The sequence below is a fragment of the Eggerthella sp. 1_3_56FAA genome, from assembly GCF_000185625.1.
In the GTDB taxonomy this organism is placed as follows: Bacteria; Actinomycetota; Coriobacteriia; order Coriobacteriales; family Eggerthellaceae; genus Eggerthella; species Eggerthella lenta.
Genome location: NZ_GL622583.1, coordinates 1 through 8894, shown reverse-complemented (window position 1 = coordinate 8894; position 8894 = coordinate 1). Strand labels below are relative to the sequence as shown.

The window sequence follows — 8894 nt, the reverse complement described above, 5'->3', positions numbered from 1 at the left end:
CGTCGCCTCGGCCGGCGGGGACGGCTACGCCGGCGTCCTGGCTCCCGGACGGCGCCCTCGGCTCGGCCGCCGTGGAATCGGGCCCCTGCCCGACGCCGTCAGAGGCGCTCGCGCGCCTCGCCGAACGGCTCGTCGATCAGGGAATGCCGGCGGCGGGCGGCGAGGACGACGACCTCGCACGCTACGAGAGGCTCTACGCCGGCGACATGGAAACCTATAAGAGCACGAACCTGGACGAGCTCATAAGGGCGTGCCGTGCATCGGCGCGCTACGGGGCTGCCGAGAAGGGAGGCGGTGGGCGATGACGTCCTTGCCGACGACGGTGGCCGACGCCACGGCAGAGGCCGAGCGGGTCATAGAGGAGTGCCGGGAGGCCGGCGATGAATCCCGCCTGCTGTCCTGCATCGCGGCGACGGCAACGTACGATCCCGGCGCGCGCCGGGTGAGGACTTACGGGCCCCTCAACGCCGCCCTGGCGTGGGCCCACGGCGCGGGATCCGGCTGGTGCCGTCCGGCCGAGGACTGGGAGAGGGACGGCCGCGCCGTCGCCAGGGCCGACATGGCCGTCCCCGTCCTCGTGAGGGGCGCCTCCGGGATGGCCCTCATGCGACGCTACCCGTACGAGGCGACCGAGGGCGACGGGGCGGTGACGGAGCCCGTATGCGGCCTTTCGTGCGACAGGCGGGCCGTCGAGGACATCCTGTCGTCGGGCGAGATAGACTGCACCGGCGCGTACGGCATGGTCGAGGCGTACTTCGGCATGGGGGACGTCGTCGCCCATGCAGGCGGGGGTTTGGGCCAGGAAGGGATGAAGGAAGTCATCGCGAGCTTCAAGGCGGCCGCCTCGGCGGTGCATCGGGCCTACGAGGGGAGGGGAGGCTCGTACCGGCCGAGGCGCATCGAGCCCGCAAGGCCCCTGCCCGTCCCGGCCGAGGTTCTCGCACCGTCGGAGGTGCTGGACGGCGAGGGCGTGCTGGACGCAGGCTGGGATGGGTACGTGCGCGTCGTGAAGCCCTTGATCAACCTGCTGGCCGCCAGCTACGCGAAAGGGGGCTACGACGCGGGGTGCGCCCTCGAGTGCTTCCGCGCCGCTGCAGCCGAGATCAAGGGAGGGGCGTCTGCGGAGGACGCGTGCGCGCTGATGCGGCGGTACCTGCCGGAGCTTGCCGAGGACTGCCAGCTCGAGGCGGAGATAGCGAGAGCGACGGAGGGATTGAGATGACGGTCGACGGGCTTTACTGGGATGAGGCCGGCAGGGCGGATGTCGGGATGATCGAGCCTGGCGACACGGTCTACTGCATATGCCGCGGCGCCGATGGCTTGTTCTCCGTCTCGAGCGGCGTATGCGTGGATCCGCCGGTCAGGTTCATCGACTTCGGCGACGGCGCGCAGTTCCTCGGCGTCGCCTCGACGGTCGAGCCGTCGGCTCTGCGCAGGTTCGGGCTCGTCGGTTCCGTGTTCGTCTCGAGGCGCGCGGCCGATCGCCGCGCAGCCGAGCTGAACGCGGCACGGGAAGGAGAAAGATGAGAAGAGGCATCGCAGCCGACGCGCCGCTTTCCGACGCCGGCGAGGAAAGGCTGTCGGAAGAGGATCGGAGGGCGCTCAAGATGATCGAGGAGCTCTTCCCCGGAGAATACCGCGCTGCGAAGCGCGAGGTGGCGGCAGCCATCGCGTCTGACGCGCCGTCGAGCTTGGGCGGGCTCGCGGCGATCCTGTCGCAACGGGGGAATCCCGACGGCGCGGTGCTGGCAGGGAGGATCGTCGAGGCGCTGCTCACCGACAAGGCGACGCTGATGGATGCGGCGAGCATGCTGTACTTCAGCGACGGCAAGGTGGTCGACGTATGGTGACGGTGCGGCGCGAAAACACAACATGCGATATTCGCGGAATCGGCGCGTATGGTATCATTGTCGCTCAGGAAAGGAACCAGGTGATGGATTCCGGCGGGACGCCGGGAACGAACCCCAAAAAAGAAAGAAACCGCAGGCGGCGGTTTCGTGATATTGGAAGAGCTCTTTGTCGTTGCTCTATTATCGCTGACCGGGAGAGGTGTGTCAACCCCTCGGTTTGCTGCGTTGCAGGCAACCGCATCGGCTCGCAGCCGTCACGATTCCGCGCCGGACGACCAGAAGGCGCAATGGAACACAACCGCAGCACCACTACCTTCATCTTCAAAGCAAGCAGCCACCACGGGCTCTCGACCCCGTGGTGGCTGCTTGCTGCCTTTTCCGGCATGCGCCGGCCATGGGCAAAAAGCCCGGTCTGCGCAATCCGGAACCGCGTGGCCAACCAGGATGCGCGTCGATCGAGGATCTCGGCCGACCGTCCAGATTGGACAACATGGCGGTATTGCGGCAAAAGGAAGCTGAAAGGAGGTGATGCGGCAGGGGGAGCGACGGCTTAGGAAAACAACGAGGCCCCGGTTCGCCCCCGAGGCCCCTGCGGTTTCCGAAAACTCGAAAACCAAAGACTTTTGATAGAGGTGGATTGTACCACCCTTGGGTAGTTATATGCAAATCTGCCCCGGAAAGCCCTCATATCGCCCCATACGACGGCGTACGGGGCCGGTTTTCGAGAGTTGCCGAACCCGTGCCGCCAGGGCATGGAACGACCGATACGGGACATACAGCAGCACATAGATTACGTCGGCACGCTTGCCGAAGAAGAACCCGATCCCAAGACCCGCTGGCAGCTGCAGAAGCGCGTTGCGGCGAGCGTCTGGCAGAGGGACGCCAAGGCGTACTACGAGGAGCAGGGCGCGGAATTCTTTGATTTCGGGCAATGGCAGCTCGACCAGGCCTACGCGAGCTACCTCTACCACGAGTCCGTCAAGCGATACCGCAAGCGGCAGGGCGACAGGCAGATCCTCGCGCGCCTCGACGAGCTGAACAACGTCCCGCGCGAGGACGGCGGGTACAAGGTCACGGGCGCGCGCCGCAAGGTCATCCGCGCGATCGTGGGGCTCGCCACGTCGAGCGGCGTGCTCTACTGCAGCTACGACGGCCTGGCGCGCGCGGCGCGCGTATCGCCGAGGTCGGCGCACTCGATCCGCGCGGAGCTCGAGCGCCTGGGCGTCCTCGAGCGCGTCCGCACGGGGGGCAGGGCCGAGGACGGATCGCGTCAATCGAACAAGTACATCGTGAAGTGGGACAAGCTGCGCGACATCCTCGGGATCGCGTGCTGCTATGCGTCCAATTGGCATGGAGAGCTCCAGAGAACAGTTGAGCGCAAGCCCTTCCATAACGTGTACTACAACTACGAGGGATACGCGCACTACAGCAAGTCGGCGCGCCAGAAGCGCCGACGAGCGCCAGCGCGCTCGCGAGCATGCGGCGCTCGCGGCGCAAGCGCCGAAAGTGGATAACCATGTGGAGAAAAGCGCACCAAGAAAAAGGACGAAGGCCATGGGGCTTGAAAACGAAGCTAGTGATCAGGGTTTTTGCGCACTAACCGATCTTAAAGAGCGTAAAACATCTAAAATCCTTCAACCTGTAAGATCTCTCATGTCCTATTGCCGCCGCATTGTGGAAAAGCGTACGCCGCTCCGCGGCTCCTCGGACGCCCGCCACGAGGGCGGGATGCCGGAATCGCTGCGCGATACCTTGGACAACCGCCCTGCGGGCGGCACAACCTGGTGCTTCGACGTCTCGAAGCTCTCTCAGGCATCCCTGCAAAGACTCGGCCGAGTGGCACCGGGAAGGATCGTACCCCTCTTGGCCGAGATCGACCAGATGACGCGCAGCAACCCTTCGCTCGAAACACCGGAGGACATGCAATGGCACGCCGAGGAGCTCCTGCACATCCTCGCAGATGCGGACGGCATCCCCCGATGACCGAAAGGCATCGGCCGCATCGGCACGGCTTCGCCGTGCGGCAGTGAAAAAATGATCTGCCTCCCGGTGCCGGCAGTCAAGGGGAATTTGGGAATCCTTGCCTGCCCTCTGTCTTACCGACCGAACGGATCCCAACCGCCCGGCGGCTCGACGCACCTCGCCTGGGCGATGGCCGCGCGATAGGCTATAACGTTGTGGATGGCGGCCTCGATGTTCGATGCCGCGTCGCCCCCGAGCCCAGCAATCAAGAGCGCCGAGCGTTCGGCGATCGCCTCTATCAGGAGCCCGCTGTCGTTTCGATCAGCGCTGCAGGCGGGGCTCGCGCCTTTCTCCGGTCGAGGCGGCCGGATCGCCCCGGATCTCGCCTGCAGGGCCATCCTGCCTATCTCCCTATGCAGGATCGATTCCACTACGTAGACGTCGGCCTCGTCTCCGTACGGCGCGAAGAGATCGTCGGCCGCCTCGACGATCCGGTTGAGGGAATCTGGGATATGACCTGCGCTTGGATTCAATTCGCCAACCCGCTACTGCTCGCTTTTCATTGTGTCTTCGGACCGCCCTCGCCGCGCAGCTTCGCCCTCGCGGCGTCGCTGTAAGGATTGCTCATGTGATGGAGGTTCTTCGGCACGCTGATGTAGACCCCCTCGCCGATGCTCGCGATCTCATCGTCCGGCACGAAGCCGAGCACGTCTGCCACGTCGCATCCTTCGACGCCGAGCGCTCGGAGCGCCTTGATGAGGGCGTCGATCGTAGTCCCCCTGTAGGCGACCACCTTCCCCGTTTTCAACCTGGATACGTTGACGTTCGTTATCCCGGTCGCAGCTGCTATCTTGTCGAGGGATATGCCGTGCTGCAGCATCAGCGCCTCGAGCTTCACGACTATGGCCATGGGCTGTTATCCATGGCAGGCCTTGCGGATCCTGGGTCCACGAGTCGCTCCTTTCGCGACTATTTCATTTCCTTGCTGAGTGCTAAACATTATATATATTGAATAAATCATTGCATATAACAAATGAGAATGGGGGAATTGATGACGTAGAGCTTAACAAGCGAAGGAAGCGACTTGGGAATGCCGTCCGCGTCGAGCGGGTGGAGCAGCGGCTATCCCAAGAACGCCTGGGCCGGATGGTCGGCACCAACCAGACCTACATCAGCCTGCTCGAGGCAGGCGAGATAAACGTGACGTTCAACAAGCTGTGTCGCATCGCGGAGGCCTTGGAGGTAGAGGTGTCCGACCTGGTGCGCTAGAGTGCCCCGGCGTTGCCGGGCACGATCTCCTCTACGTACCATCGGCCGTCGTCGCTATGCCAAAGGTGCTTTGTCCTTCCGCAGATCTCAACGGTATAGCGGATCCCGTGGCCGCCGACCTTCATGCTCGCCGCGCGCCTCGATTCGAGCACGCGATCCACGACAAAGCATCGTCCGTCTCCCCAGTAGATCGCCAGCGGTCGCTGGCGGCCGTCGGGGTCGATGTCCACCACGGCCTCCACGTAGGTCTTCTTGCGGCTCTCGATTCCATGCATTTAGCAGCTCCTCACGAGTGGAAGAAGCTGACGGGGTGGACGGTGTTGTCGGCCTTGGCGTCGACGCCGGCCGCGCCTTCGTCGACGAGCTGCGCGCCCCACACGACGCACTTGTTGCCGTAGCGACGGCGCAGGTCGTCGACGGAGGCGTCGAGCTCGCGCATCTCGGTGCGGCGGGGCATCGGGTCGAAGAGCGACGCCTGCAGGTCGGCGTCGGCAGGCTCGAGGTCGGAGGCGCGCACGTGGATCCCGCGCAGGGGATGGCTCGCGTCTAGCGGCTCAAGCTCCCGTAGGAGGCCCCAAGCGGCGCGCGCTACCTCGAGCGTCACGTCGGTGGCCACCGGCAGCTTGCGCTGGCGCGATCGGGTGCAGAGGTCGTCCGCGGCCCTTGCGCCGACCGACACGGTGCGGGCCCTGGCGCGGCCCTCGCGCATGCGCTGGGCGACGCTCTCGGCGAGCATCCAGACGTACGCCTTGGCGGACTGCGGGTCGCATATGTCCCTGGGGGCCGTGAGCCCGTTGCCGTAGCTCTTGATCTCGCGCATGACGTCGGCGGCGTCCCGGTCGTAGGGCTTGACCTCGGTAGCGTCCTGCCCGCGCGCGAAGCCGCGCAGCACGAACCCCATCTTGCCGAGCCTGTTGCGCAACAGCTCGTCCGAGGCGCACGCGAGCTGGCCTATCGTGTCGATGCCCGAGGAGTGCAGCTTGCGCTCCGTGGCGGGCCCTACGTAGAGCAGGTCGCGCACAGGGGCCTGCCATACGACCTCGCGGTAGTTCTCCCGCGTTATCACCGTGACGGCATCGGGCTTCTTGTAGTCGCTGCCGAACTTGGCGAAGATCTTGTTCCACGACACCCCGACCGACACGCTGATGCCGAGCTCGGCGACCATGCGCTCGCTTACCTCGCGGGCTATCTCGGCGGGGGAGAGCCCGAGGCACCGGCGGGTGCCCGTGACGTCGAGCCAAGCCTCGTCGGGTCCGAAGGGCTCTACGCGGTCGGTGTAATCGTAGTAGATCTCCCTGGCTCGCCGCGACACGTCCATGTAGAGCCGGTAGTCAGGGGGCACGACGACGAGGCCGGGGCATGCCTTCCGCGCCTCCCACAGCGCCATCGCGGTCTTGACGCCGGCGCGCTTGGCTATGAGGTTCTTCGCGAGCACGATGCCGTGGCGCGCCTCCTCGTCGCCGCCGACGACCACGGGCTTGCCGCGCAGCTCGGGCCGTGCCTGGCACTCGATCTGCGCGTAGCAGCAGTTTATGTCGCTGTGCAGGACGTCGCGGTCTGGCATAATGACCTTTTACCTCCGTAATAGAGAACAAATGTTTGATACAATTGTAGGCCCGCATGGGTGCTGGAGGCAATCGAACAGTTTGTGGAGTGTTTGGGATCCTAGCCGCTCCGGCTCTCGTTGAGGCGCTTTCGGATGCCGTCGTGAATCGGGTTGCTCATACAGTGGAGCTCTTTCGGCAAGCTGACGTAGACGCCTCTTGCGATCGTGTCCAATTCATCGTTCGGTACGTAGCCGATCGCATCAGCCCTGGGAGTGGAGATATGGGAGCTGTTCGCACCTGCAGATGTTGTCGATGAGGTAAGAAAGGGGAGGGGCCGGTAGGGTATCGCTTCCTCGTCGTGCGGTCAGTAGGCCTCCTCGCGCTCGCAGGGAAGGTCGAGCCACACTCCGTAGTAGCGCTCCTTCACCGTGTCCACGTACTCGCCGTCGTACTCTATCGTCACCAAGCGCACGTTGTTCATTCCCACGTATCCACGAACCTTGGTCTTGGCGTCGCGCTCCGGAGTCCCATGGTAAAACTCGCGGTTCGTCATCTTTCCGGGCATTCCGATCCCCTCTTCCGATTAGTGCATTTTCTGTCATGTAATATGATCGGAGCATGTAGTATCATTTTTAAATATGGCATCATTTTGAAGAACAGAGCCTTTGGTCGAACCCCTGCGCTCCCCGTGTTCCCATAGTCTCGGCTTCCCAGACTGACGGCATGTCGGATACGCGCACCGTCGCCATCCTGCCGCTCTCCCCAGGGCGCAGATTCAAAAAACCGTGGAGATCGAGCGGTATCTTGATCAACGCAGATTCTCGTTCATCATCGATTTTCTTGCTCATGCACCTGGGCGATATGTGTGCGCAAGGAAGGGTAGTCGTCCAGATTTCCAGGATCTCTCCTTCCACGGGTGTGCAAGTACCGCGCGGCCGTGAGGCAGAATGAGGCCGTGGAAAAGACGGATCCGACTGCGAACACGAGCAATAGGAGCAGCATGTGCGGAAACAAAGGAAGACTCCATCCGCTGTTGGCGACGAGCATGTAGCCGATGGCGATCGTCCCCATCCAGAATACGAAGACGCTCATCGATGCCTCGACCAATTCTTTCTTCACAGGTGCTTGCCCTCTCCTCGTCATTCTTCCCATTCCCATGTCTCCTGTCTACCGCCATGCCCCGCATGATCGGTAATGGCGTCCCTCTTCAAGTGTTAGCGCACGTGCACGAGCAGCGGGCACAGCGGCTTCATGCCTTTCTTCTTGCGGCCTGCGTTCAAGCGCTCGGCCTCTTCAACCGCCTTCTTGATCGAATTGACCCTGCGGAAATACGTTGTGCGCTTCAAACCGAGCTGCCGCATCCCTTCTTCTACCGAGTGGTTCTGCTGCCATGCAAGGTACTCGGCGCAAGTAGTTTCATTATTAAATATGGAATCATGTGGGAGCACCACGCCCTTGCTCGGCCGGCCTGCGCGCCGCGTCCTCATGGTTTCCGCGTCCTGGACGTCCGGCATGTCGGACACGCGCACCGTCGCCGTCTTGCCGCTCGATGAAACGGCGCAATCGACCTTGATTCCCAGCTCGCGGGCAATGGACATGAAGTGATCGAATTCCTCTCGCCTGAACCCGCTTGCAGTAAACGTGCATTCGGTTGGATGCATATCCAAACGCTCCGATCTCGCAATTAATTATGGGACTAGCATACGCGAATAGAGCTTGAATTTCAATATTAAAATTGGGACGGCCGTGCTAAATTGATAACATATATTATGTAAACTTAGGCTAACTTTTTACGCGCAGCGGCCTTCCCCGTTGATTGAATTCTCGTAAGTTAACGTTTATGCAGATCAGAGGGCTGTTTACTTCTACCTTTTCAATTTCGAGGTCGCGGCGTTCCATCTATTACCTGCACTTTTTCAATCGACCGCCTTCGCAGTCCGTTATGTGTAGACGGCAACCGTTTGAGACAGCACCAGGTCAGGCCCGCGTCGCTGGTTTTGAAAGACTGCAGGTAAAGAAATCGGCGATATGATGCGGTGCCCCAGACTAGCTAGATCAGGGTTATCGCGTGAGGCACGAGGTGCGGTGTGAGGTTCACCTCCTTCGGCTCTATCTCCTCGACCCCGTACGCGTCGAGGAGCCCTTGCGGAAGCACGAGGCGCGCCATCTCGACGGGCGCCATCCAGTCCATCTTGCCGCGAAGGTAGCTGTTCACGTGGCTCATGCACGCCGCCATGTCGCGGCAGGTCAAGGCGTCGAAGTTCGT

The 8894-nt window shown here is 62.7% G+C and carries 16 protein-coding genes; 8 read left to right on the top strand and 8 right to left on the bottom strand.

The genetic code is table 11. From position 1 onward, the window contains the following. The 7 genes from HMPREF1023_RS15555 to HMPREF1023_RS14655 form a co-directional block, all read left to right on the top strand. A partial coding sequence (locus HMPREF1023_RS15555) for a hypothetical protein (RefSeq protein ID WP_009307226.1) occupies positions 1-305 on the top strand: 305 nt, incomplete at its 5' end. Then, the gene (locus tag HMPREF1023_RS14675; RefSeq protein WP_035579212.1) at positions 302-1222 is read left to right on the top strand and encodes a hypothetical protein; all 921 of its coding nucleotides are present in this window, start codon (positions 302-304) and stop codon (positions 1220-1222) included. The genes HMPREF1023_RS15555 and HMPREF1023_RS14675, both read left to right, overlap by 4 nt. Further along, positions 1219-1527 (top strand): hypothetical protein, encoded by a 309-nt coding sequence (locus HMPREF1023_RS14670; RefSeq protein ID WP_021409103.1) that lies wholly within the window; start codon positions 1219-1221, stop codon positions 1525-1527. Before HMPREF1023_RS14675 ends, HMPREF1023_RS14670 begins: the two co-directional genes overlap by 4 nt. Further along, entirely contained in the window at positions 1524-1850 is a 327-nt protein-coding gene (locus tag HMPREF1023_RS14665) for a hypothetical protein (protein ID WP_015539661.1), read from the top strand. The genes HMPREF1023_RS14670 and HMPREF1023_RS14665 overlap by 4 nt, the downstream gene beginning before the upstream one ends. Next, positions 1844-2404, top strand: coding sequence for a hypothetical protein (locus HMPREF1023_RS15550; RefSeq protein WP_147270999.1), 561 nt, complete (start codon positions 1844-1846; stop codon positions 2402-2404). Before HMPREF1023_RS14665 ends, HMPREF1023_RS15550 begins: the two co-directional genes overlap by 7 nt. A 198-nt stretch (positions 2405-2602) precedes the next feature. Beyond that, positions 2603-3364 (top strand): hypothetical protein, encoded by a 762-nt coding sequence (locus HMPREF1023_RS14660; protein ID WP_009307223.1) that lies wholly within the window; start codon positions 2603-2605, stop codon positions 3362-3364. Positions 3365-3404: 40 nt separating this feature from the next. After that, positions 3405-3833, top strand: coding sequence for a hypothetical protein (locus HMPREF1023_RS14655; protein WP_035579202.1), 429 nt, complete (start codon positions 3405-3407; stop codon positions 3831-3833). 113 nt (positions 3834-3946) lie between these two features. Here HMPREF1023_RS14655 and HMPREF1023_RS14650 read toward each other — a convergent pair whose 3' ends face one another. Together HMPREF1023_RS14650 and HMPREF1023_RS14645 are read right to left on the bottom strand one after the other, a co-directional pair. After that, a complete protein-coding gene (locus tag HMPREF1023_RS14650; RefSeq protein ID WP_035579200.1) occupies positions 3947-4345 on the bottom strand; it encodes a hypothetical protein in 399 nt (132 codons plus the stop codon). A 26-nt stretch (positions 4346-4371) separates the two neighbouring features. Then, complete coding sequence (locus HMPREF1023_RS14645) at positions 4372-4722, bottom strand: helix-turn-helix transcriptional regulator (protein ID WP_009307222.1); 351 nt, start codon at positions 4720-4722, stop codon at positions 4372-4374. Between the two features lie 98 nt (positions 4723-4820). Between HMPREF1023_RS14645 and HMPREF1023_RS16135 the strand changes: the two genes are divergently transcribed. Next, positions 4821-5081: a helix-turn-helix transcriptional regulator gene (locus HMPREF1023_RS16135; RefSeq protein ID WP_198006022.1), complete on the top strand. Its 261-nt coding sequence runs from the start codon at positions 4821-4823 to the stop codon at positions 5079-5081. On the opposite strand, the gene HMPREF1023_RS14635 is transcribed toward HMPREF1023_RS16135, so the two are convergent. The 6 genes from HMPREF1023_RS14635 to HMPREF1023_RS15795 form a co-directional block, all read right to left on the bottom strand. After that, the gene (locus tag HMPREF1023_RS14635; RefSeq protein WP_009307220.1) at positions 5078-5356 is read right to left on the bottom strand and encodes a hypothetical protein; all 279 of its coding nucleotides are present in this window, start codon (positions 5354-5356) and stop codon (positions 5078-5080) included. The genes HMPREF1023_RS16135 and HMPREF1023_RS14635 overlap by 4 nt on opposite strands. 11 nt (positions 5357-5367) lie before the next feature. Next, on the bottom strand, positions 5368-6645 hold the full coding sequence (locus HMPREF1023_RS14630; protein ID WP_009307219.1) for a DNA polymerase IV: 1278 nt from the start codon (positions 6643-6645) through the stop codon (positions 5368-5370). Between the two features lie 347 nt (positions 6646-6992). Next, positions 6993-7193: a hypothetical protein gene (locus HMPREF1023_RS14625; protein WP_009307218.1), complete on the bottom strand. Its 201-nt coding sequence runs from the start codon at positions 7191-7193 to the stop codon at positions 6993-6995. Between the two features lie 263 nt (positions 7194-7456). Continuing rightward, positions 7457-7747: a hypothetical protein gene (locus tag HMPREF1023_RS14620; protein WP_035579196.1), complete on the bottom strand. Its 291-nt coding sequence runs from the start codon at positions 7745-7747 to the stop codon at positions 7457-7459. A gap of 95 nt (positions 7748-7842) precedes the next feature. Further along, positions 7843-8226 carry a hypothetical protein gene (locus HMPREF1023_RS14615; RefSeq protein WP_232228735.1) on the bottom strand — a complete coding sequence of 128 codons (384 nt, stop codon included), beginning with the start codon at positions 8224-8226 and terminating at the stop codon, positions 7843-7845. A 452-nt stretch (positions 8227-8678) separates the two neighbouring features. Next, a partial coding sequence (locus HMPREF1023_RS15795) for a hypothetical protein (protein WP_035579192.1) occupies positions 8679-8894 on the bottom strand: 216 nt, incomplete at its 5' end.

Coding starts and splice junctions, on each gene's coding strand:
- HMPREF1023_RS14675 (WP_035579212.1), top strand. CDS start 302: ATGACGTCCTTGCCGACGACGGTGGCCGACGCCACGGCAGAGGCCGAG.
- HMPREF1023_RS14670 (WP_021409103.1), top strand. CDS start 1,219: ATGACGGTCGACGGGCTTTACTGGGATGAGGCCGGCAGGGCGGATGTC.
- HMPREF1023_RS14665 (WP_015539661.1), top strand. CDS start 1,524: ATGAGAAGAGGCATCGCAGCCGACGCGCCGCTTTCCGACGCCGGCGAG.
- HMPREF1023_RS15550 (WP_147270999.1), top strand. CDS start 1,844: ATGGTGACGGTGCGGCGCGAAAACACAACATGCGATATTCGCGGAATC.
- HMPREF1023_RS14660 (WP_009307223.1), top strand. CDS start 2,603: ATGGAACGACCGATACGGGACATACAGCAGCACATAGATTACGTCGGC.
- HMPREF1023_RS14655 (WP_035579202.1), top strand. CDS start 3,405: ATGGGGCTTGAAAACGAAGCTAGTGATCAGGGTTTTTGCGCACTAACC.
- HMPREF1023_RS14645 (WP_009307222.1), bottom strand. CDS start 4,722: ATGGCCATAGTCGTGAAGCTCGAGGCGCTGATGCTGCAGCACGGCATA.
- HMPREF1023_RS14635 (WP_009307220.1), bottom strand. CDS start 5,356: ATGCATGGAATCGAGAGCCGCAAGAAGACCTACGTGGAGGCCGTGGTG.
- HMPREF1023_RS14630 (WP_009307219.1), bottom strand. CDS start 6,645: ATGCCAGACCGCGACGTCCTGCACAGCGACATAAACTGCTGCTACGCG.
- HMPREF1023_RS14625 (WP_009307218.1), bottom strand. CDS start 7,193: ATGCCCGGAAAGATGACGAACCGCGAGTTTTACCATGGGACTCCGGAG.
- HMPREF1023_RS14615 (WP_232228735.1), bottom strand. CDS start 8,226: ATGTCCATTGCCCGCGAGCTGGGAATCAAGGTCGATTGCGCCGTTTCA.